15 protein-coding genes are annotated in these 23,088 nt (G+C 61.5%); 9 read left to right on the top strand and 6 right to left on the bottom strand.

What is annotated here, in order from left to right:
* Nucleotides 1-63: 63 nt before the first annotated feature.
* Genes phnE through phnC form a run of 3 tightly spaced genes read right to left on the bottom strand, consistent with a single transcriptional unit; the run spans nt 64 to nt 2,839 of the window.
* Nucleotides 64-906 (bottom strand): phosphonate ABC transporter, permease protein PhnE, encoded by an 843-nt coding sequence (gene phnE, locus ACAX43_RS14925; RefSeq protein WP_370709166.1) that lies wholly within the window; start codon nt 904-906, stop codon nt 64-66.
* Nucleotides 903-1,880, bottom strand: coding sequence for a phosphonate ABC transporter substrate-binding protein (gene phnD, locus ACAX43_RS14920; RefSeq protein ID WP_370709165.1), 978 nt, complete (start codon nt 1,878-1,880; stop codon nt 903-905). Before phnD ends, phnE begins: the two co-directional genes overlap by 4 nt.
* Nucleotides 1,881-1,921: 41 nt before the next feature.
* Complete coding sequence (phnC, locus tag ACAX43_RS14915) at nt 1,922-2,839, bottom strand: phosphonate ABC transporter ATP-binding protein (protein ID WP_370709164.1); 918 nt, start codon at nt 2,837-2,839, stop codon at nt 1,922-1,924.
* Nucleotides 2,840-3,130: 291 nt separating this feature from the next.
* Between phnC and ACAX43_RS14910 the strand changes: the two genes are divergently transcribed.
* The 4 genes from ACAX43_RS14910 (at nt 3,131) to ACAX43_RS14895 (ending at nt 10,966) form a co-directional block, all read left to right on the top strand.
* Nucleotides 3,131-4,165 carry a M14 family zinc carboxypeptidase gene (locus ACAX43_RS14910; RefSeq protein WP_370709163.1) on the top strand — a complete coding sequence of 345 codons (1,035 nt, stop codon included), beginning with the start codon at nt 3,131-3,133 and terminating at the stop codon, nt 4,163-4,165.
* Nucleotides 4,162-4,938, top strand: coding sequence for an alpha/beta fold hydrolase (locus ACAX43_RS14905; protein WP_370709162.1), 777 nt, complete (start codon nt 4,162-4,164; stop codon nt 4,936-4,938). Before ACAX43_RS14910 ends, ACAX43_RS14905 begins: the two co-directional genes overlap by 4 nt.
* 135 nt (nt 4,939-5,073) lie before the next feature.
* A complete protein-coding gene (locus tag ACAX43_RS14900) occupies nt 5,074-9,915 on the top strand; it encodes an NAD-glutamate dehydrogenase (RefSeq protein ID WP_370709161.1) in 4,842 nt (1,613 codons plus the stop codon).
* 145 nt (nt 9,916-10,060) lie between these two features.
* Nucleotides 10,061-10,966, top strand: coding sequence for a cation diffusion facilitator family transporter (locus ACAX43_RS14895; RefSeq protein ID WP_370709160.1), 906 nt, complete (start codon nt 10,061-10,063; stop codon nt 10,964-10,966).
* A 100-nt stretch (nt 10,967-11,066) separates the two neighbouring features.
* On the opposite strand, the gene ACAX43_RS14890 is transcribed toward ACAX43_RS14895, so the two are convergent.
* Nucleotides 11,067-12,047 carry an aldo/keto reductase gene (locus ACAX43_RS14890; RefSeq protein ID WP_370709159.1) on the bottom strand — a complete coding sequence of 327 codons (981 nt, stop codon included), beginning with the start codon at nt 12,045-12,047 and terminating at the stop codon, nt 11,067-11,069.
* A 238-nt stretch (nt 12,048-12,285) separates the two neighbouring features.
* Between ACAX43_RS14890 and ACAX43_RS14885 the strand changes: the two genes are divergently transcribed.
* Complete coding sequence (locus ACAX43_RS14885) at nt 12,286-13,359, top strand: purine nucleoside permease (RefSeq protein ID WP_370709158.1); 1,074 nt, start codon at nt 12,286-12,288, stop codon at nt 13,357-13,359.
* Nucleotides 13,360-14,304: 945 nt separating this feature from the next.
* Here ACAX43_RS14885 and ACAX43_RS14880 read toward each other — a convergent pair.
* Together ACAX43_RS14880 and ACAX43_RS14875 are read right to left on the bottom strand one after the other, a co-directional pair.
* A complete protein-coding gene (locus ACAX43_RS14880) occupies nt 14,305-14,619 on the bottom strand; it encodes a DUF4148 domain-containing protein (RefSeq protein ID WP_370709157.1) in 315 nt (104 codons plus the stop codon).
* Between the two features lie 213 nt (nt 14,620-14,832).
* Entirely contained in the window at nt 14,833-15,837 is a 1,005-nt protein-coding gene (locus ACAX43_RS14875; protein ID WP_370709156.1) for a LysR family transcriptional regulator, read from the bottom strand.
* Nucleotides 15,838-16,021: 184 nt separating this feature from the next.
* Here ACAX43_RS14875 and ACAX43_RS14870 point away from each other — a divergent pair, with 184 nt between their 5' ends.
* The 4 genes from ACAX43_RS14870 to ACAX43_RS14855 all read left to right on the top strand — a co-directional run bounded on the left by ACAX43_RS14870 (nt 16,022) and on the right by ACAX43_RS14855 (nt 23,017).
* Nucleotides 16,022-16,876 carry an alpha/beta hydrolase gene (locus ACAX43_RS14870; protein ID WP_370709155.1) on the top strand — a complete coding sequence of 285 codons (855 nt, stop codon included), beginning with the start codon at nt 16,022-16,024 and terminating at the stop codon, nt 16,874-16,876.
* A gap of 34 nt (nt 16,877-16,910) precedes the next feature.
* Entirely contained in the window at nt 16,911-18,122 is a 1,212-nt protein-coding gene (locus ACAX43_RS14865) for an efflux RND transporter periplasmic adaptor subunit (RefSeq protein ID WP_370709154.1), read from the top strand.
* A 103-nt stretch (nt 18,123-18,225) separates the two neighbouring features.
* Complete coding sequence (locus tag ACAX43_RS14860; protein ID WP_370709153.1) at nt 18,226-21,411, top strand: efflux RND transporter permease subunit; 3,186 nt, start codon at nt 18,226-18,228, stop codon at nt 21,409-21,411.
* Nucleotides 21,412-21,424: 13 nt separating this feature from the next.
* Complete coding sequence (locus ACAX43_RS14855; protein ID WP_370709152.1) at nt 21,425-23,017, top strand: efflux transporter outer membrane subunit; 1,593 nt, start codon at nt 21,425-21,427, stop codon at nt 23,015-23,017.
* Nucleotides 23,018-23,088 lie beyond the last annotated feature (71 nt).

Genomic DNA, 23,088 nt, shown 5'->3' with positions numbered 1-23,088 from the left:
GCAATGGTCCAATCACGCTTTGGCTACAAGGACTTTGAGGCTCTCCAGATCACGGCCGGACTGTCAGGTCACGCGTTCGCGCAGCCACGCGGACGCCAGATCGATCACCGTCACCACCACGATCACCATGATCATCACCGCGGCGGTCTGCGCGTAATTGAACGAGCGGATCGCTTCGTACAGCACCACGCCGATCCCGCCCGCACCGACCATGCCGACCACCATCGCCGAGCGCACGTTCGATTCGAAGCGATATAACGCGTATGAGATCCACAATGGCAGCACTTGCGGCAGTACGCCGTAAATGATTTCGTCGAGACTGGTCGCGCCGGTTGCGCGCACGCCTTCGGCCGGACGTGGATCGATGGCTTCGACCGCTTCGGCAAAGAGCTTGGCGAGCACGCCAGTGGTGTGCACCCACAGGGCCAGCACGCCGGCGAACGGACCGAGCCCCACTGCGACGATGAACAGCATCGCGAAGACCATTTCATTGATCGCGCGGCACGCGTCCATCACGCGCCGCATCGGCTGCACGACCCACATCGGCGCCATGTTGTGCGCGGACATCAGCCCGCACGGCACCGCGCATACCAGCGAGAGAGCCGTGCCCCACACCGCCACCGACAGCGTCACAATCATCTCGTGCAGATAGCTGCGCCATTCGGTGAAATCCGGCGGGAAGAAGTCCTTGGCGAACTGGCCCATGTTGCCGGAGTCGGAGAGCAGGTCCAGCGGACGCATATCGGCGCCGTGCCATGCGCCGCCCAATACGGCAAGCAGGGCGATCCAGCCGACGAGCGACAACCAGCTGCGCTTGCCCGCGGCCGGGGCGGCATGACGCGCCGTCTGCGCGGCGAGCGCTTCGCTCGCACGCGTTGGCGACGTGCTCAGGTCAACCGTGTTCATTGTTTGGCTAAGGCGGTGTTCAGTGCGCTCAGCCTGGCATCGAGCGCGGCCAGCTGGGTCTTGCGCTCGTCATCGGACAGATGCGTGTCGCTCTCGATCTTCTGCTTCTGCTGGAACAACGCGACCTGGCGGATCGGCAGCAACTGCGTATCCGACGATGCGGCAAAGCCAGCGTAGCCGGTAATCGCCGCCATCACCGCTTTTTCGTGCGGATCGGTCTTCGCGTAGTTCAGGAAAAAGTTGCGGATCTTGTCCTTGGTGGCTTGCGGCAAATCCTTGCGCCACACCAGCGGGTCCGACGGAATCAGCGGCGAGGTCCACAGCACGCGCACTTGCGCGAACTTGTCCGGATGCTGTTTCTTCAGGGTGTCGAGCATCTCGGTGTTGTTGGTCGCGATGTCGATCTTGTTGTTCACCACGGCCAGCAGATTCGCTTCGTGGCTCGACGGCAGGACGGCCTTGAACGACGTGTTGACCGGCGTGTTGTGCTTGGCGAACAGGTAGTAGCCGGGGATCAGCGTGCCCGAGGTGGAGTTCGGATCGCCGAAGCCGAGCGTGACGTCCCTGGTGTTCCTGAACACGTCGTCGAGCGTTTTGAAGCGGCTATTCACGTTGGTGATCAGCACCGAGTTGTAACCCGCGTCGCCGTTCGCGTACTGGACCTTCGCGAACACTTCGCCTTGCGAACGATCCACTGCTTCGATCGCCGACGCATTGCCGAAATAGCCGACCTGTACCTTGTTAAAGCGCATCCCTTCGATGATGCCGGCGTAGTCGGTCGCGAAAAACGCTTTGACGTTCAGGCCGGTTTGCTTGTTCATGTCTTCGATCAGCGGTTCCCAGCGCTGTTTCAGCACGGAGGACGAATCGGTCGAGATGATGCCGAGGTTGATATCCTCGGCCTGTGCGGTGGCGACGCAGGCGAATGCGGCAGCGCCGACGGTCAGCGTGATCAATGAACGCAGGATTTTCATCGGTTGAGATCCGGTTGAGTGAACAGAATGGGTCGGCGCGCTCAGTTCGAGTGCGCCGGATCGAGAGCGAACGCATAACGCGTCGACGCGGGCGTGGCGTCTTGCGGCGGTACGCTGGTTTGGGCGCCGGTGGCGGGGTTGGCCGTATGACCGGCATCGCTATCGGCGGCGGCCTCGTCGAGCAGTTCGTGCGCCTCGTCGCCGTAGAGTTTCTTGAGCAGGGCAGGGGTCAGCGCGGCGGATGGCCCGTCGTAGACCACCTTGCCGCGTCGCAACGCGACAGTGCGCGGGCAATACTGCATCGCGATGTCGACCTGATGCAGCGACACCAGCACCGTCAGTTGATGCTCCCTGTTCAGCGTGCGCAGCATGTCCATCACGCGGCGCGACGATTCGGGGTCGAGCGAGGCGATCGGTTCGTCGGCGAGCACGATGCGCGCGCGCTGCACCAGCGCACGCGCCAAGGCCGCGCGTTGCTGCTGGCCACCGGAGAGGGTGGCGGCGCGCTCGCGCGCATGTTCGCCGATGCCGACTTCATTGAGCGCGGCCAACGACCGCTCCCGCTCGGCACTCGGAAAGCGCCCGCTCAAACGGCGCCACAAAGGCAGCCGCGCGAGCGCGCCGATCAGCACGTTGCTCTCGACGGTGAGCCGGTTCACGAGATTGAATTGTTGGAACACGAAGCCGATATCGCGGCGAATGCTGCGCACTTCGCGCACAATGCGGCCGTTCTGCTGGATCGGCCGGCCGAGAATCGCGATCCGCGACGGCTGGGCATCCGAGGGCGTGAAGCCCGCGATATGACGCAGCAATGTCGACTTGCCCGAACCCGACGCGCCGATCAACGCAACCATTTCGCCTGGCTCGATGCGCAGATCGATCTCGTCCAGTGCCTTGCGGCCATTGCTGAACGTCTTGCTCAACCGTTCGATGCGAATTGCTTCCCGAATTGCTTCCATAGGTATCCCCTGATGCATCCGGCCATTGGCGGCATGTGTGGGGCTCATTCTAGGAAGCGTCTGTGACGGTTGAGTGAAGGCATCGCAACGTCTAGACGACTATATCTTCTTGTGTCTTTTTTGCGTCGTCAGAAAGGCAGCAAGATGTCATTCGTTCGAGTCAAAAATGACACCCGTATGACACGATTTGGATCGGGTTGGGGCCGGTGCGCATGATCGCCTGCAGCCAGGCTATATTGCGTCATTCGGGGTGCCGTCCCCAATAACCTTGCAATTCCTTTCGACGTCGTCATGCCGCCTTTGAGCTTCCTTCCCGACAGTTTTGCGGAGTACGAAGATCTCAGGACGATCCTCGACCAGGGCAGCGCGAGCTTTGAGATCCGCTCGGTCTGCGAGACGACAGTGCGAGGGCGGCACTTCGTGGTGCACACCGCGAGCATCGGTTCGACCGATCCGCTCGCGCCGGCGATCGGGTTTTTCGGCGGCATTCACGGGCTCGAACGGATTGGCTCGCAACTCGTGCTCGATTACATGCGGGCGCTCCTTGCGCGGCTTGAATGGGACGAACTGTTGGTGCGGGAGTTGCAATCGATTCGTCTGGTTTTTATGCCGATCGTCAATCCAGGCGGGATGTGGGCGGCTACACGCGCGAATCCCAACGGGGTCGACCTGATGCGCAACGCGCCGCAGAACGCCAACGAGCGCGTGCCGCTGCTCGCCGGCGGCCAGCGGGTGGGCGCATGGCTGCCCTGGTATCGCGGCCGGCAAGGCGAGCCGATGGAGCCGGAGGCCGCGGCGCTCCTGCGGGTGGTCGAAACGGAACTGGCGGCGCGGCCTTTGAGCATCGCGCTCGACTGCCACTCGGGTTACGGCTGGCGCGACAGCATCTGGTTTCCCTACGCGCGAACCCGCGAACTGATGCCTCATCTGCCGGAAATGTACATGCTGAAAACGATGTTCGAGCACGCGCATCCGCATCATGGCTACGCGTTCGAACCGCAGAGCCACCAGTATCTGTTGCACGGCGATCTCTGGGACTTCGCCTACGACCGCACACCGGCGCCCAACATATTCCTGCCGATGACGCTCGAACTCGGTTCGTGGCTGTGGATCAAGAAGAACCCGCGCCAGCTGTTTTCACGTCAGGGTATGTTCAACCCGGTGAAAGCGCATCGCACCGCGCGCGTGCTGCGGCGTCACGCGAACCTGTTCGACTTCCTGGCGCGGGCGGCGTTCTCAGCGCAACGCTGGCTGCCCCAAGGCAATCGTCGCGAGCAACTGCTGCAAAGCGCAATCGACCACTGGCATAAACCGGACGCTTCATGAGCACGTGGATTGTGTTGCGCGGACTCACGCGCGAAACGCGCCACTGGGGCCGCTTGCCCGGCTTACTGGGTGAAGCGGTCGGCACGGATCGCCTGCTGTTGCTCGATCTGCCCGGCAACGGCGAGTTCTCCCATCTGCGCGCGCCGGCTACCGTCGCGGAGATGGTGGGCTTCGTGCGGATTGCTGCTTTGCAAAGCGGCGCGCCAGGTCCGTATAGCGTGCTGGCGATGTCGCTCGGTGGCATGGTGGCGACGGATTGGGCACAAAGGCATCCCGGTGAAATCGAGCGGCTCGTGCTGATCAATACCAGCATGCGGCCGTTCAGCCGTATGCTGGAGCGGTTGCGTCCATCGGCATGGCCGGGGCTGTTAGGCGTCGCCGCGCACTGGCGCGATGCGCCGCGCGCTGAAAGCGGCATTCACGGATTGACGTGCAATAACGTCGAGACGCGGGGCTTTGATCTCGATGCTTGGGCCGAAATCCGCCGGAGCGCGCCGGTGAGCCGTGGCAATGCGTTGCGGCAGCTTTGGGCCGCCGCGCGCTTCAGTGCGGCGGTCGCGAAACCGGGGTGCCCGTTGCTGATTCTTTCTTCGCGCGCCGACAAACTGGTCAACCCGATGTGTTCGGCGAAGCTCGCGGCGGCGTGGGGGGCAACGCATCGCGAGCATGCGTGGGCCGGTCACGACCTGCCGCACGACGATCCGGCGTGGACCAGCGACCAGGTGCGAGCGTGGCTGACGCAGGACGCCGGTGATCCGAAGCCTGCATTTTGAGCAGCCGGCAGCGGGTGGGTATAACCTAAGTGCAGTCGCGCATCGCTTTCCGGGTGACAGGCGCATAATTCCCGTTCAGACGATGCATGCGAATCAAGCGATACTCGCTATTGCCGCCCGCCGGGGGAGTTGATCATGCAAGCAAAGAATGAAGAAGCCGTCACCCACCTGCTGAACGATGTCTCCGAATTTGCGCGTGCGCGCTTGCCGGAACCCACCTTCAAAGTCGTCGAGCCTTTTCTACGGCACTACTACGATTTCGTCGACGCCGACGATCTGCAGAGCCGCTCGATTGCCGATCTCTACGGCGCGGCCCTCGCACACTGGCAGACCGCGCAGCGCTTCGTACCCGGCAGCGAGCGGCTGCGCGTCTACAACCCGATTCTCGAGCAGCACGGCTGGCATTCCGATCACACAGTGATCGAGATCGTCAATGACGATATGCCGTTTCTGGTCGATTCGGTATCGATGGCGGTCAACCGCCTCGGACTCGCGCTGCATTCGGTCGTGCACCCGGTATTTCGTATCTGGCGCGGACCGGATGGCAGCATCGTACGGGTGGGCCTGGGCGCTGAAGACGCAGCCGACACGCGTTCGCAGCTCGCCTCGTTCATTCACTTCGAAGTTGACCGTTGCGGCGACGCAGCGAAGCTCGACGCGTTGCGTGACGAGATCGCCAAGGTCCTGCGCGACGTGCGTGCGGCGGTGGAAGACTGGCCCAAGATCGTCGAACTCGCGCGCGTTACCACCAAAAGCATGAAGGCCGGCGAGGCCGGGCCGGAAGGGGTCGAGGCTCGCGCGTTTCTCGAATGGATGGTGGCCGATCACTTCACGTTTCTCGGCCAGCGCGACTATGAACTGGTGCAGCACGATATCGGCTTTGGCCTGCGCGCGATACCCGGCTCCGGCCTAGGCATTCTGCGCGACCCGCCGCGTCCTGCGGGCGCAGCCGAAGTCACGCCGTTGCCACCGGCGGCCGCCGAGATCATCTCCGGCTCGTCTCCGATCTTCCTCACCAAGGCCAACTCGCGCGCGACCGTGCATCGGCCGGGCTATCTGGATTATGTCGGCATCAAGCTGACCGGTGCGGACGGCAAGGTAACCGGTGAGCGGCGTTTTATCGGCTTGTACACGTCGACCGCGTATCTGGTCTCGGCTTCGGAAATTCCGATCGTGCGGCGTAAATGCGCGAACATCGTAAGGCGCGCCGGCTTCCTGCCGAAAGGACATCTGGCGAAATCGCTGGTGACGGTGCTTGAAACCTATCCACGCGACGAACTCTTCCAGGCCGACGAAAACCAGCTCTACGAAATCGCACTCGGTGTGCTGCGTTTGCAGGAGCATCAACGCACGCGCCTGTTCGTGCGGCGCGACCGCTTCGACCGCTTCGTGTCGTGCCTCGTGTTCGTGCCGCGCGACAAATACAATACCGATCTGCGGCAGCGCATTGCCAACCTGCTGGCCGATGCATTCAACGGGGAAAGTGTCGAGTTCACGCCGCTGCTGTCGGAGTCGACACTCGCGCGCATTCACTTCGTCGTGCATGCGAAGCCGGGCGGCATGCCCAACGTCGATACGCGCGAACTGGAAGCACGGCTCGTGCACGTGACGCGCCGCTGGCAGGACGATCTCGCCGACGCGTTGCTCGATTCATTCGGCGAAGAGCAGGGCAACCGTCTGCTGCAACACTACGCGGATTCTTTTCCTCCGGGCTATCGCGACGATTATCCGGCCCGCACAGCGGTGCGCGATATCGAACTGATCGAACGCGTGCAGGGCAGCGAGCGGCTCGCGATGAACCTGTACCGCCCAATCGAAGCAGGGCCGCGGGCGTTTCGCTTCAAGGTTTATCGTGCGGGTTTGCCCATCGCGTTGTCGCGCAGCTTGCCGATGCTGGAACATCTCGGCGTGCGCGTCGATGAAGAGCGGCCCTATCTGATCGAAGCGCCGGATGCCACGCCTGCCTGGATTCACGACTTCGGCCTCGAACTCGCGGACGATGCGGAGTTCGATATCGAACGCATTAAGGACCTGTTCGAAGAGGCGTTCGAACAGGTGTGGACCGGCGGAATCGAAAGCGACGACTTCAACCGGCTCGTGTTGCGCGCACAACTGAATGCGCGTGAGGTGACGATTCTGCGGGCTTACGCGAAGTACCTAAGGCAAGTGGGTTCGACATTCAGCGACGCCTATATCGAACGCGCGGTGACCGGTAACCCGGCGATTGCCCGCATGCTCGTGGAGTTGTTCATTGCGCGCTTCGATCCGGTGCTCGGCGATACGCGCGAGGACCGCGTCGACGGCTGGTTGAAAACGATCGACAGTGCGCTCGATCAGGTGCCGAATCTCGACGAGGACCGGATACTCCGGCAATTTCTCGGCGTCATCAAGGCGACGAAGCGTACGAACTATTATCGCTTCGACGCCGACGGACATCCTAAGCCGTATCTGTCGTTCAAGTTCGATCCGGCGCAAGTGCCGGGTTTGCCTGAACCGAAACCCATGTTCGAGATCTGGGTGTATTCGCCGCGTGTGGAAGGCGTGCATTTGCGCGGCGGCCGCGTCGCGCGCGGCGGCCTACGCTGGTCGGACCGGCGTGAGGACTTCCGCACGGAAGTGCTCGGGCTGATGAAGGCGCAGATGGTGAAGAACGTGGTGATCGTGCCGGTCGGCTCTAAAGGCGGTTTCGTCGTGAAGAATCCGCCGCCGCAAACCGAGCGCGATGCGTGGATGCGCGAAGGGATTGCCTGCTATCAGACGTTCTTGCGCGGCCTGCTCGATTTGACCGACAACCTCGCGGGCACGACGGTAGTGCCTCCGTCTGATGTGGTGCGACACGATCCCGACGATCCCTATCTGGTGGTCGCCGCCGACAAGGGCACCGCCACCTTCTCGGACTACGCGAACGCGATCTCCCAGGAGTATGGCTTCTGGCTCGACGACGCATTTGCGTCGGGCGGTTCGGTCGGCTATGACCATAAGAAAATGGCGATCACGGCGCGCGGCGCGTGGGAATCCGTCAAGCGGCACTTCCGGGAAATGGGCGTCGATACGCAGACGACCGACTTCACGGTGGTTGGCGTCGGCGATATGTCGGGCGATGTGTTCGGCAATGGCATGCTGTTGTCGCCACATATCAAGCTGGTGGCCGCGTTCGATCACCGGCATATCTTTCTCGATCCAAACCCCGATCCGGCGGTAAGCCTTGCCGAACGTGGGCGCCTGTTCGCTCTGGATCGGTCGAGCTGGGCCGACTACGATCCTTCGCTGATCTCGACGGGCGGCGGCGTGTTTCCGCGTACCGCCAAGACGATTCCGCTGTCGCCGGCCGTGCAGGCGGTGCTCGGCATCAGCGCGCCGGCGCTCGCACCGGCTGAGTTGATGCGAGCGATTCTGCAGGCGCCCGTCGATCTGCTCTACAACGGCGGCATCGGAACCTATGTGAAGGCGAGCCGCGAAACGCATCTGCAGGTCGGCGATCGCGCCAACGATGCGATCCGCGTCAACGGCGCCGATCTGCATTGCAAGGCCGTGGCGGAAGGCGGCAATCTCGGTCTGACGCAACTCGGGCGCATTGAATTCGCGCAGCGCGGCGGCCGCATCAATACCGATGCGATCGACAACTCCGCAGGTGTCGACTGTTCGGACCACGAGGTCAACATCAAGATTCTGCTGGGCCTGGTCGTCTCCGACGGCGAAATGACCGAGAAGCAGCGCAATGCATTGCTTGCGGAAATGACCGATGAAGTCGGCTTGCTTGTGTTGCAGGACAACTACTATCAGACCCAGGCACTCTCGATTGCGGGCCGCTACGGCGTCGAATTGCTCGATGCGGAAGCGCGTTTGATGCGTTACCTCGAACGTGCAGGCCGTCTGAATCGCGTGATCGAGTTCTTGCCGACCGACGAGGAAGTTACCGAACGCCAGGCCGCGAAACAAGGGCTGACCACGCCCGAACGCGCGGTGCTGCTTGCCTATAGCAAGATGTGGCTGTACGACGCGCTGCTCGAATCGTCGATGCCGGAAGACCCGCTCGTCAGCGACATGCTGATCGAATATTTCCCGAAGCCGTTGCGGCAGCGCTTTAGCGAACCGATGCAACGTCACCCGCTGCGGCGCGAAATCCTTGCGACGCATTTGACCAATGCGCTGGTGAATCGGGTGGGCTGCGAGTTCGTGCATCGCCTGATGGAAGAGACCGATGCGCAACCCGGCGAGATCGTGCGCGCCTGCATCATGGCGCGCGATGTGTTCGATCTCGACGATGTATGGCGCAGCATCGACGCGCTCGATAACCGTGTCGCCGACGACGTGCAGGCGCGCATGTTCGTCGAAGTCGCGCGGCTCGTCGAACGCTCCGCGCTGTGGTTCTTGCGGCAGTTGCAATCGGGCGCGGTCAGCCACGGCGATGTTGCCGGCTTGCTCGCACGGTGCCGCGATGCAGCGCAACGCCTCGCGCCGCAATGGCCCGCACTGCTGCCGACCGCTGATCTCGAAGCGCTATCCGAACGGCAACGCGTGCTTGCGGACGCGGGTGTCGATAGCGAACTGGCGGTGCGGATCGCGAGCGGCGAGATTTCGGCGGCTTTGCTCGACATCGCCGAGGTGGCGTCGGCCTGCGGGCGCAGCCTCGAACTCGTGGCGGGTGTCTACTTCGCGCTCGGCACGCTGCTGAACTACGGCTGGATCAGCGAACGCGCGGCCGCGCTGCCGGCGCCCACGCATTGGGACATGCTGGCGCGCGCCACGGCGCTGGCCGAGCTTGCACGCCTGAAACGCGCGTTGACCACGAGCGCGCTGGCGGACGCCGATGAAGCGTCGACGCCGGATGCGTTGGTTCATACATGGCGTGAGAAGCGTGCCGGGCAACTCGAGCGTTACGCGCGCCTGCTTGCCGATTTGCGGGCGACGGGCGGCGCGAGCCTGTCGATGCTGCTGGTGATCGTGCGTGAGATGGCGGCGCTCGAACGCGCATAACACGACTCGAAGCGCACAAGGATGAGCGTTGCAGAAATCGGCGCAAAACAGCGCCGGGGTTGGACGCATGCCGCCCGGCGTGTCCATAATACGAACTATTGCCAACCGAAAGCTCTCTGCAAACTCACCGACAACCGCCACGACGATGAAAGAAGAATCGCCGAAAGCCATTTTCTATGCGCTTGCCGCCAACTTCGGCATCGCAATCTGCAAGTTTGCTGCCGCCACGTTTACCGGTTCCGGCTCGATGTTCGCTGAAGCCATTCACTCGACCGCCGATTGCGGCAATCAACTGCTGCTGCTATTCGGTTTGCGTAAAGCGCGCAAACCGGCGAGCCCGTTGCATCCCATGGGTGGCGGCCGCGAGATCAATTTCTATTCGCTGCTGGTTGCGTTGCTGCTGTTTTTTGTCGGCGGCGCGTTTTCGGTGTACGAGGGCGTGCATCGTCTGTTTGCACGCGAGCCTTTGCAGTATGCGTATGTGGCGCTTGTCGTGCTTGGCGTTTCGGTGGTGCTCGAAGCGCTTTCGTTGTGGGGCGCGGTCAAGGAAATCCGCAAGACGCATCCCGACACAAGCATGTGGCACTGGTTTCGCGAAACGCGCGAGTCCGAATTGCTGGTGGTGGCGGGCGAGGACATCGCTGCGTTAGCGGGTCTTGCGATGGCCTTTGCCGCCGTGCTGCTGACGATGGTGACGGGCAATCCCGTCTACGACGCGTTGGGCTCCATCGGCGTGGGGGTATTGCTGATGGTGATTGCGTGGCTGGTGGCGCGCGAAGTGAAATCGATGATCGTCGGCGAATCGGCGAGCCCGGACGTGCGCCGCGCGATCGAGACGCATCTGCGCGCACGCACCGAGATTCGCAGCATCATCAACATGATTACGCTGCAATGGGGCCGTCACGTGGTGGTGGCGGTGCAGGCGGAAATGATCGACTATGCGAGCGGCCGCGCGATGGTCGACGCGATCAACGTGATCGAAGCGGACTTGCAGGCGGCGTTTCCGCAAGTGCGCTGGGTGTTTTTTGAACCGGACGTGCCGCGGGTTTGATGCCTTCCTGCCTGCGGGTGGCGCGCAAGGGTATGTCCGGTCCAGCCGGGTCGGCGGGTTCCATTCCAATCAGGTGCCCGCTGACTGTTACACGTACCGCTTATTTGAAACCAGTCACCGCATGCGGCACATACAGCTCTTCAAGTTGGCGGATTTCGTCCGCGCTCAGGTTCAACGAGAGTGCCGCGACCGCATCGTCCAGATGATGCAGCCTGGTCGCGCCGACGATCGGCGCGGTGATCGGTTTCTTCTGCAACACCCAGGCTAGCGCGACTTGCGCACGCGGCACGCCGCGCTCCCTGGCAATCTCGCTGACCCATTCGACGATCCGGCGATCCGCGTCTTCAGTATGCGCGTACAGCGTGCGGCCGAATTCGTCGGTCTCGGAGCGTGCGCTTTCAGTATTCCAGTCGCGCGTCAGACGCCCGCGTGCCAGCGGACTCCACGGAATCACGCCGATGCCTTCGTTTTCGCACAACGGCAGCATCTCGCGCTCTTCTTCGCGGTACAGCAGGTTCACGTAGTTCTGCATTGTCACGAAGCGCGTCCAGCCATTGCGTTCAGCCACATTCAACGCCTTGGCGAATTGCCACGCATACATCGACGATGCACCGATATAGCGCGCCTTGCCTGCCTTCACAACATCGTGCAGCGCTTCCATGGTTTCTTCGATTGGCGTGCCGTAGTCCCAGCGGTGGATTTGATACAGATCGACGTAATCCGTACCGAGGCGTCTCAGGCTGTTATCGATTTCCGCCATGATCGCCTTGCGTGACAGGCCTGCACCGTTCGGACCCGGATGCATGCGGCTATTCACCTTGGTAGCCAGTACGATCTCGTCGCGCTTCGCAAAGTCCTTCAGCGCGCGGCCGACGATTTCTTCGCTGGTGCCGTCCGAATAAACGTTGGCGGTATCGAAGAAATTGATGCCGTGGTCGAGCGCCTGCTTGATAAAGGGGCGCGCCGCTTCATCGTCGAGCGACCAGGGGTGGGTGCCGCGAGCGGGCACGCCATAGCTCATGCAGCCGAGACAAAGACGCGATACATCCAGGCCGGTGCGGCCCAGTTTCACATAATCCATCGAAGTGCTCCTGTTTTTAAGTGCCCAAACGCGGTACGTGCTGCGGACTCTCGATTATAGGGAAATGCGGGGCCGGACGTTGCAAGCCCATTCGCGTGCCTGGCCGCGCTGGATATGACTGCGACGCGGGAAACGGCGCATCGTGTAGTGGCAAATAGTTTCTTCGCATCTATACTTCTTTCGGCTTGAAAGCAGCACCCTCTCCCAATCTGCATCTTAAGCAAAAGGAAGGATCACGATGCTGACTCGCACACTCGGCGCCCTCTGCGCAATGACACTCGCGGCGTGTGCCGCCTTTTCGTCCGGACCCGCCAGCGCGGACGACAACGACGGTTTCTCGCAGGGCGACGGCGGCTCGCATGGGCGGCCGGTCAAGGTAATGATCATTTCGATGTTCGGGCCGGAGGGGCAGGTGTGGCTCGATCGGCTCGGACCATGGCGTGAAATTCCGGTGGACGGGTTATCGCCCGATTACCCGACGGTGCATTGCAATAAGCAGGACGTGTGCGTCATGACTACCGGCATGGGGCATGCGAATGCTGCCGCGTCGATCATGGCGCTCACCTTCTCGCCGCGCTTCGATTTGCGGCATACGTACTTTATGGTTGCGGGGATTGCCGGGATCGATCCGCAACAGGGCACGGTTGGGTCGGCCGCGTGGGCGAAGTATCTGGTCGACTTCGGGATTCAGTGGGAGATCGACGGGCGGGAGATTCCGGCCGGCTGGAACACGGGGTACCTTGGGATCAATACCAAGAGTCCAACGGACAAGCCGCCGCTCGATTATCGGACGGAGGTGTTTCAGTTGAATACTCAGCTTGCCGATACGGCGTTTGCTTTGTCGCGCAGCGTTGTGCTTTCCGATAACGCGCAGGCTCAGGCTGCGCGGGCCAAGTATTCTTATGCGCCGGCGAATCGGCCGCCTACGGTCATTCAATGCGATACGCTGGCAGGAGACACCTGGTGGTCAGGGACGTTGCTTGGGCAGCGGGCTCGGGATTGGACCAGGATTCTGACCGACAACAAGGGAGTTTATTGCACTACGCAGCAGGAGGATAACGCGACGTATGAGGCGCTTAAGCGCGCCGCCTCTGTGCATAAGGTCGATTTGAATCGCGTTGCGGTGGTGCGCGCTGGGTCGGATTTTGACCGGCCATATGATGGGCAGACTAGTGCGGATAATCTGCTTAACTATGCTGCGCAAGGGGGCTTTGCGATTGCTATCGAGAATCTGTTCCAGTCTGGGAATCCGCTCGTGCAGGATATTGCTACCCATTGGGGAGAGTGGCGGGATGGGGTGCCGAAGAGGTAGTTTTTTTTGCCTTTGGTGGCGGCATTTGGTTGGGTGATTGTGGCGGTGCTTTTCTTGAATTGTTTGTGGTCTATTAGTGTTCCCCCTGTGCGGGGGGGCACCTACTTTTCTTTGCCGCCGCAAAGAAAAGTAGGCAAAAGAAAGCGGCTCAAACCGCTAATACTAAGCGGCTCTCCTGGCTTGGAGGGGCCAGTGGCCCCGTGGAATCCGGGTCATCGCACCTTCAGGTGCTAGTGACAAAGGACTCATCAGCTCCCACTCCGCACTGCGTGCGTCGCGGACGAGTCTACATGGGAAACCAGGGGCTTCGTTTGAGCAAGTGGGACCATCAGCTTCGCCCCGGCGATGGGCCTCTGCACGGATGGGCGAACCACAATTTCGAATGAATGTCGGTATGTTGTGGTTGTAATGCAATTACGAGCCAATGGTCCTGAGCAAAATTCGAGTGTCAAAACGTAGCGAGCGGCTTTAGGAAATACTCTTCGGCGCGCGCAGCGTCGCCGGAAGTATGACGCCCTTGTCACTAGTGCCGAATGTGCGAGAACACGGATTCCACGGGGCCACTACCGTTTGCTGGCTGCGGGAGCCGCTTAGCATTAGCGGTTTGAGCTGCTTTCTTTTGCCTACTTTTCTTTGCAGCAGGCAAAGAAAAGTAGGTGCCCCCGCACAGGGGGAACGCTAATAGACCACAAACAAATCAATAGACCACAAACAAATCAAGAAAAGCCGCAAAAACCAGAACCACAAAAAAACAAACAGCCGCACAGGCAAAAAAAACCTCAACACCCTATCGCTGCGGTGCCCGATAAGGCATCCACACAGGCGCATCCGCATCCCAATGATCGAGTTCAGACGGTGTCATGATGTGCTCCTTTATGAAGAGTCCACAGATAGCCCCGCAATGACGATTTATTTTGGAAACCGAATCATTGCGGAATCTTCGCCTCACCGCCCGTTGGCAAACCGTGCCACATCGCCGCCAGCGCCTTCCTGCAGCGCAATGCGCGCTGCTTGCGTTTGACCAACAAGACCCTTATTCGGATACGTGGTGCGATTCAGCGAAGGCAGCGACCCGTCGCGATACGCCGCCACTAGTTCGGCTTTCACTTCAGCACGGGTTTTGCCGCTCGTCGTCGGGGCCGGTTGCGTTTCGTACGTGCCGGCGCGGCCAATGCCACCACCACCGCCATTGCCTTGAGCAAAAACCGATCCGCTGGCAAGCAGCGAAAGAGCCAGACCTGCTAAGAGATTGCGTTTCATGATTCACTCCTGTCAACTTGTTTGCAGCACAAGCAGCGCTGCGACAGGGTGAAATGTAGACTTCGAAGCGGTGCGGATAAATCGCACTTTCGCGAAATGAATTGTCGCGATTCCAGAACAATCGCGGCGACCAGCGCGTCACTCAGGCAACCGCGGCATTAGCGCCGCGGTTGGAATTCACTGTTCCAGATTTTGTACTTCAAAGAACCCGCGTCAAGCAACCCACTCTGTTATCACCGGCGTATCGAGCATCGGAGCAGATTCGCGTTCCTCAAAAGTTCGCTTCGTGCACGTCGCGTCCAGACTCCCGCGGCCGCTTAGCAACGGGCAGCGATCGAACAACTCCGCAATCCAGTCTACGAAAACCCGGACTTTAGGCGACAGATGACGACTGTGCGGATAGACTGCGGAAATTGGCATCGGCAAAGGTTTCAGCTCCGGCAGCACTTCTACCAGCTGACCCGAACGCAGATGCGGCAGTACCATGAAGAGCGCCGGCTGCACCAAACCGAAGCCTTCGAGTCCGCATGTTACGTAGGCATCCGCGTCGTTGACCGACACGATGCCCTTCATCTTCACTTCAACTTCTTTGCCATCAACCTTGAAGGCCCAATCGATCGTGCGCCCCGTGCGGCTCGAGAAATAGTTGACTGCTTTGTGATTCTCCAGATCCTCGAGCGTCATAGGCATGCCCGCGCGCTCGATGTAGTCGGGGGACGCGCACGTCACGCCCTCGAACAAACCGATACGCCGCGCCACCAGCGACGAATCCTGTAGCGCGCCCACCCGCACCACGCAATCCACGCCTTCCTGCAACAGGTCGACGGGCCGGTCCGTCAACCCAAGCTGCAGGTCGATGTCGGGGTAGCGCGTGTGGAATTCACACAGCGAAGGAATCACCAGCAAGCGTCCAATCGATCCCGGCATGTCGATGCGTAGCTTGCCGTGCGGCTTTTTATTGCCGCTCTGAAAACTGGCCTCGGTCTCTTCGACGTCCGCAAGGATGCGCACGCAGCGTTCGTAATACGCGGCGCCGTCCGGCGTCAGCGACAAACGCCGCGTGGTCCGATGCATCAGACGTGTGCCGAGGAACGCTTCGAGGTTCTGAATGATGGTGGTAACGGATGCGCGCGGCAGGTCGAGCGTTTCCGCTGCACGGGTAAAGCTGTTGGTGTCGACGACGCGCGTGAACACTTGCATGGCCTGAAGCCGGTCCATTGCAAACCTCCAGAAAGGGGCGGGCGCACTGAACAGGAATCGAATCCGCAGCCAATTCGCAGAGCATCGGATTCGATTGTTCAGGGGCGCCGAATTGTGTTGCCGGATTATAGGCATTTATTTACGAGTCTGCCGAACCCACAATTCGCACCATTGAAGTTCTATGCGCATTGCGCGGCTCGACATGGATGCATTTAAACCGCCGTACTCCTTTGTGCCCGCCGGCAGCGGCTCAGCACAGGTTGATCGCACGGCACTCGAGATCACTGACGTGCTGATCGAGGGGCACGCGCAGGACATCACGTTGCGTTTGTACCGGCACGCACAGAAAACCGCACTGCCAGTACTGCTTTATTTTCACGGCGGCGGCTTTACGAAGGGTTCGATCGATCAGGCCGACTACGCCGCGCGCTATTTCGCAGAACACTTACCTGCTTTGGTCGTGTCGGTCGGTTATTCGCTGGCGCCGCAGTTTCCGTTTCCCGCCGCGCCTGAAGACGCACATCGCGCAGCACTGTGGGTGCAAACAAGAGCACGAGCGTTCGGCGGCAACAGCAAGAAGGTCGGCGTGGCCGGCCACGATGCGGGCGGGCAGTTGGCCAATTGCCTGGCGTTCATCGCGCGTGACCGTGGCGACGTGCGCATTGCAGCGCAAGCGCTGTTCGGACCGATGCTGGATCCGAGCCTCACGCGCCTCGGCGACGAGCAGCGTCTCGGCTCGGACATCACCGCGAAGGAATGCGCGGCGTGTTATCGCGCATATCTGCCGCAAGCGTCGCAGCGCATGCATCCGTATGCCGCGCCGCTTGAATCGTCGCGCCTCGCGGGCCTGCCGGCCACGCTGATCGCGACGGCGCAAAACGATGTGCTGCATGTGGAAGCGGAGAAGTACGCGAGCAGTCTGATCGACGCGGGTGTGCTGACCCAGGTGGTTCGCTATCCGAGCGTCTCGCATGCCGCATTAGCCGATCATCCGCCCGCATTGCAGGAAGCGGTGCGATTTTTTCAGTGGCGCTTCGATGCGCGCGCCCATCGATAAACAGAACTTCAATCAACGATATCGGGAGCTTCTCATGACTATCCTTCCTCTTTCCCGTCGCCGTGTGGCGATTGCCGCCCTGGTCGTTATCGTCGTGGCGGGGCTCGGCACGTTCGGCGCGATTCGCGTCGACGCGAGTTCGCCTGCTGCACCGACCATCGTGCCAGAAGTCGATGTGGCCACCGTGGTGCAAAAAACGATCACCGACTGGCAAAGCTATTCAGGCCGCCTCGAAGCGGTCGAAAAAGTGGACGTCCGTTCGCAGGTGCCAGGCACCATCGTGTCCGTCAACTTCAAGGACGGCGCACTCGTGAAGAAGGGCGACACGCTGTTCGTGATCGATCCGCGTCCGTACGCCGCCGAAGTGGATCGCGCGGAAGCACAGCTCGCGGCGGCGCAAGCGCGTACCGGCTACACGCAAAGCGATTGGGAACGCGCGCAACGCCTGCTTGCCGACAACGCGATCGCCAAGCGCGATTACGATGAGAAGCAGAACGCCGCGCGTGAAGCGAGCGCCAACCTGAAGGCCGCGCAAGCCGCCGTCGAAACCGCGCGCATCAATCTCGGCTACACGAAGATCGTCGCGCCGGTGGCGGGGCGCGTGTCGCGTGCGGAAATCACGGTGGGCAACGTAGTGTCCGCGGGTGCAAGCTCGGCGCCGCTGACCACGCTCGTGTCGGTTTCGCCGATCTACGCATCGTTCGACGCTGACGAACAAACCTATCTGCAATACCTGAGCCGCGCGAAAGACGGCCGCAAGGTGCCGGTGGAACTGGGCCTCGCGGATGAAAGCGGCTATTCGCGCAGCGGCACGATCGAATCCGTCGACAACCGGCTCGATACGTCGTCGGGCACGATCCGGGTACGTGCGCGCTTCGATAATCAGGATGGCGCATTGATTCCCGGCTTATATGCGCGCGTAAAGGTCGGCGGCAGCGAGCCGCATCCGGCACTGCTGATCGACGACGCAGCCGTGGGCACCGATCAGGACAAGAAATTCGTGCTGGTGGTCGATCAGAGCAATCACGTCGTATATCGCGAAATCTCCGTGGGCAGCATGCAGGGCAATCTGCGCGTGGTGAAGGGCGGTTTGCAGGCGACCGACCGGATCGTCGTGAACGGTATCCAGCGTGTGCGTCCGGGTGATTCAGTGCGCGCTCACAAGGTGCCGATGACCACCGATCAGGATCCGAACAGCGCGCCGCTCGCGCAGGCGCGTGCGAAAGCCGCGGACAAGAATTCGTGAGCCTCGTGCACCGCGCTTATTTGGCTGCGCTTATTTAGCTGCGTTTAGTGAGCCGCAATTACAAAGCCTTAGCGTGCGCATGCTCCATCTTTAAGAGCTTCCCATGAACATATCCAAATTCTTCATCGACCGGCCTATCTTTGCCGGCGTGCTGTCGGTACTGATCCTGCTGGGGGGCATCATTTCGCTCTTCAAGCTGCCGATTTCGGAGTACCCGGAAGTCGTGCCGCCTTCCGTGGTGGTGCACGCGCAATATCCGGGCGCCAATCCGAAAGTGATCGCCGAGGCCGTCGCCGCGCCGCTTGAAGAGCAGATCAACGGCGTCGAGAACATGCTGTACATGCAGTCGCAAGCGAATAGCGACGGCAATCTCACGCTGACAGTGACCTTCAAGCTCGGCACCAATCCGGACCTTGCGACGCAGCTGGTGCAGAACCGCGTCAACCAGGCGCTGCCACGCCTGCCGGAAGACGTGCAGCGTCTCGGCATCACGACCATCAAGAGTTCGCCGACACTGACGATGGTGGTCCACCTGATCTCGCCGAACAATCGCTACGACATGACGTATCTGCGCAACTACGCGCTGCTCAACGTCAAGGATCGGCTTGCGCGGATTCAGGGCGTCGGCGAAGTGCAACTGTGGGGTTCGGGCGACTACGCGATGCGTGTGTGGCTCGATCCGCAGAAGGTCGCACAACGTGGTTTGACGGCGACCGAAGTGGTCAACGCGATCCGTGAGCAGAACATTCAGGTGGCAGCCGGAGTGATCGGCGCATCGCCTTCGGTGCCGGGCACGCAATTGCAGTTGTCGGTGAACGCGCGTGGCCGTTTGAAGACTGAGGGCGAATTCGGCGACATCATCGTCAAAACCGCGCCGGATGGCGGCGTGACGTACCTGCGCGATATCGCGCGGATCGAACTGGCGGCATCGGAATATGGCCTGCGTTCGCTGCTCGATAACAAGCCTGCCGTGGCACTCGCGATCAATCAGGCGCCCGGCGCGAACTCGCTCGCGATTTCCGATCAGGTTCGTTCCGCGATGAAGGAACTGGCGCAAGACATGCCGGCGGGCGTCGAATACAAGATCGTCTACGACCCGACGCAGTTCGTGCGCTCGAGTATCGAAGCGGTGATCCACACGCTGCTCGAAGCGATCGCGCTGGTGGTGATCGTCGTGATCGTGTTCCTGCAGACGTGGCGTGCGTCGATCATTCCGTTGATTGCGGTGCCGGTGTCGATTGTCGGGACGTTCTCGTTGCTGCTCGCGTTCGGATTCTCGATCAATGCGTTGTCATTGTTCGGCATGGTGCTCGCGATCGGGATCGTGGTGGACGATGCGATCGTGGTGGTGGAGAACGTCGAACGGAACATCGAAAGCGGACTCAGCGCGCGTGACGCGACCTACAAGGCAATGCAGGAAGTCAGCGGGCCGATTATCGCCATCGCGCTGACGCTGGTGGCCGTGTTCGTGCCGCTCGCTTTCATGACCGGCTTGACGGGCCAGTTCTACAAGCAGTTCGCCATGACCATCGCGATCTCGACGGTGATCTCGGCGTTCAACTCGCTGACCTTGTCGCCGGCGTTGTCCGCGATGCTGTTGCGTAGCCACGGCGCGAAGGAAGACTTCCTGACGCGGGTGATGAATCGCGTGCTGGGGCGCTTTTTCAAGGGCTTCAACAAGGTGTTTCGTCGCGGCTCGACAGCGTATGGCCGCGGCGTGACGGGCGTGCTTCGTCGTAAGGGTGCGATGCTCGCGGTGTACGCGATCCTGTTGGGCGCAACCGTGCTGATCTCGCGTGTCGTGCCGGGCGGCTTCGTGCCGGCGCAGGACAAGGAATATCTGATTGCATTTGCGCAGTTGCCGAACGGCGCATCGCTGGATCGCACGGAAAAAGTGATCCGCGATATGAGCGCGATCGCGCTTAAGCAGCCGGGTGTGGAAAGCGCGGTGGCTTTCCCGGGTTTGTCGGTGAACGGCTTCACGAATAGTTCGAGCGCGGGCATCGTGTTCGTCACGCTGAAACCCTTCAAGGAGCGCGGCAGCAAGAAGCTCTCCGCCGGTGCGATTGCCGGTGCGTTGAATCAGCAGTACGGCGCGATCAAGGATTCGTTCGTCGCGGTGTTCCCGCCGCCTCCGGTGCTCGGTCTTGGCACACTCGGCGGCTTCAAGATGCAGTTGGAAGACCACGGAGCGGTAGGTTATGCGGAGTTGAACAAGGCTGCGGAAGCGTTCGTGAAGAAAGCGGCGCAAACGCCTGAACTTGGACCGACCTTCTCGAGCTATCAGATCAACGTGCCGCAGTTGAATGTCGACCTGGATCGCGTGAAGGCCAAGCAACTCGGTGTGCCGGTCACGGACGTGTTCAACACGATGCAGATCTATCTGGGCTCGCTGTATGTGAACGACTTCAACCGCTTCGGCCGCGTGTATCAGGTGCGGGTGCAGGCGGACGCGCCGTTCCGTCAACGTGCCGACGACATCCTGCAACTGAAGACGCGTAATGCGGCGGGAGACATGGTGCCGTTGTCATCGCTGGTGACGGTGACGCCTACGTATGGTCCGGAAATGGTCGTGCGTTACAACGGCTATACCGCTGCCGATATCAACGGTGGACCGGCGCCGGGCTTTTCGTCGGGTCAGGCGCAGGCCGCGGCCGAACGCGTGGCAGCGGAAACCTTGCCGCATGGCGTGAAGCTCGAATGGACCGACCTCACGTATCAGCAGATCCTCGCGGGCAATGCCGGCTTGTGGGTGTTCCCGATCAGCGTGCTGCTCGTGTTCCTCGTGCTGGCTGCTCTGTACGAAAGCCTGACACTGCCGCTCGCGGTGATCCTGATCGTGCCGATGAGTGTGCTGTCCGCGCTGACCGGTGTATGGCTCACGGCGGGCGACAACAACATCTTCACGCAGATCGGTTTGATGGTGCTGGTGGGGTTGTCGGCGAAGAACGCGATTCTGATCGTCGAATTCGCTCGCGAACTCGAACATGACGGACGTACGCCGCTATCGGCGGCAATCGAGGCGAGCCGCCTGCGTCTGCGTCCGATTCTGATGACGTCGATCGCGTTCATCATGGGGGTCGTGCCGCTGGTGCTCTCGAGTGGCGCGGGCTCGGAGATGCGTCACGCGATGGGTATCGCGGTGTTCTTCGGCATGCTCGGCGTAACGCTGTTCGGCTTGATGCTGACCCCTGTGTTTTATGTGGTGCTGCGTACGCTGGCGGGTGGGACGATTCACGTCGCGCAGAAAGATGCGCCGCACTATGGCGCGCCGGTGACGGACGCCTGAGGAGAAAACAATAATGGAACGTTTTGAATCTTTGAGCGGGTGGGGGTGGGCGGCTGCCAGTGGTTTGCTGGTGGCATTGCTCGCGGCCTGCTCCGTGGAGCCCACCTATAAGCGGCCGGAGGTGGATACGCCGGTCGCGTTCAAGGAAGCGCCTGTTGCTGCGTCGGGTGCGTCGGCTACGTCCGCCGCATCGGCGCGGGACACCGGTACGTGGAAGCAGGCCCAACCCGCCGACGACACGCATCGCGGCGAATGGTGGACGATTTTCGGCGATCCGCAGCTCAATGCGCTGGAAGCGCAGGCGGCTGCTGCGAACCAGGACCTGAAGGCGGCTGCGGCACGTGTGCAGCAGGCGCGTGCGGTGACGCAGGCGGCGAAGTCGGACTGGTTTCCGAAGCTCGACGCGGGCTTCGGCCCGACGCGTGAACGGGCATCGGCGGCATCGCAACTCCAGCCGGATAGCGCAGGCGGCACGACCGGCACGATCTGGCGTGCGCAGGTGGGCGCGTCGTATGAAGCCGATCTGTTTGGGCGGGTCGGTTCGAATGTGAATGCGACGCGTGCGGACCAGCAGCAGAGTGAAGCGCTGTTCCGTTCCGTGCAGTTGTCGCTGCAGGCTGACGTCGCGCAGAACTACTTCCAGTTGCGCGAGCTCGATACGGATCAGGATCTGTACCGCCGTACCGTGGCGTTGCGCGAGGACACCCTGAAACTGGTCGAGCGGCGTTTCAAGGAAGGCGATATCGGTGAGCTGGATGTTTCGCGCTCTCGCAACGAGCTGGCCAGTGCGCGGGCCGATGCGGTTGGCGTGGCGCGTCAGCGCGCGGCGTCCGAGCACAGTCTCGCGATTCTGCTCGGCAAGCCGCCGGCGGATTTTTCGTTCGCGGAAGCGCCGCTTGCGCCGGTGACGGTGCGTGTGCCGCCCGGTTTGCCTTCAGCATTGCTCGAACGCCGGCCGGATATTTCGGCGGCGGAGCGGGCGATGATGGCGGCGAATGCGCGAGTCGGTCTCGCGAAGTCGGCGTTCTTTCCGAAGCTCGATATCACTGGCGCCTTTGGGTATGAGTCGGCGACGCTCGGCGATCTGTTCATGTGGTCGAGTCGTGCGTTCATTCTCGGCCCGTTGGCCGGTACCGCACTGACGCTGCCGTTGTTCGACGGCGGGCGGCGCCGGGCGAATCTCGCGCAAGCTCGCTCGAAGTACGACGAGGATGTCGCGCAGTATCGTCAGCAGGTGCTGGTGGCCTTCCGTGAGGTTGAGGACAACCTGGCCGATCTGCGTTTGCTCGACGATCAGATGCGCGAGCAGAACGATGCGGTCGTGGCATCGCAGCGCGCGGCGCATCTGTCACGCACGCAGTACACGGAAGGTGCGGTCAGCTATCTGGATGTGATCGACGGCGAGCGGCAGGTGCTGATTTCGCAGTTGCAGGCGAGTCACTTGTCGGGCACCCAGGCGGTGGCCACGGTTAATCTGATTCGCGCGCTGGGTGGCGGCTGGGGTGGGGTGACGCCTGCTGCCGATTCGGCTGTGGGATCGGTTAAGCCTGGTTCGGATCCGGCTGCTGCCGCTTTGGCGTCGCCGGATCAGGTGGCAAAGCGTTAGGGTCCTGCTTGACTGACTAGAGGGTGGTAGGCGCCGGGTTACGCGACAGCGTGCCCCGGCGTTTCGGTTCG

The organism is Paraburkholderia sp. IW21 (genome assembly GCF_041321145.1).
Taxonomy (GTDB): Bacteria; Pseudomonadota; Gammaproteobacteria; order Burkholderiales; family Burkholderiaceae; genus Paraburkholderia.
The sequence above is the reverse complement of the archived record's forward strand: the minus strand, read 5'-3'. Positions and strand labels throughout refer to the sequence as shown.